The sequence below is a fragment of the Pantoea sp. SIMBA_079 genome (assembly GCF_046940275.1).
GTDB classification, from domain to species: Bacteria; Pseudomonadota; Gammaproteobacteria; order Enterobacterales; family Enterobacteriaceae; genus Pantoea; species Pantoea borealis.
In genome coordinates this window covers 1-257 of the sequence record NZ_JAWRYR010000564.1, presented here as the reverse complement: position 1 = coordinate 257, position 257 = coordinate 1, and the positions used below count along the sequence as shown (strand labels likewise).

The 257-nt window shown below is 75.9% G+C and carries 1 protein-coding gene; it reads left to right on the top strand.

The features are described from left to right. Nucleotides 1–257, top strand: a 257-nt coding sequence (locus tag SB719_RS21210; RefSeq protein ID WP_412159895.1) for a hypothetical protein, incomplete at both ends; no start/stop codon positions are given.

Below are 257 nucleotides of genomic sequence, written 5' to 3'. Positions count from 1 at the left end.
GAGGAGGCCGGGGCCGTCACCGGCGACCGGCTCCCGCCTGCCGATGCGGCGATGCTGCGGACGGCGGAGGCGATCATCTCCCTGTACCGGCTCGACGCGGTGACCGCGACGGAGCGGCTGGCCCGCGCCGCTGCGCACGTTCCGAGCGCCGGGCACTGGATCCCCTACGTCCTCGCCGCCAGTACCGGCGAACTGCTCGACGGCTCCCCCGGCCGTGCGCTGGCGTTCCTCGACCAGTGCGTCCGGGAGCAGGGGGC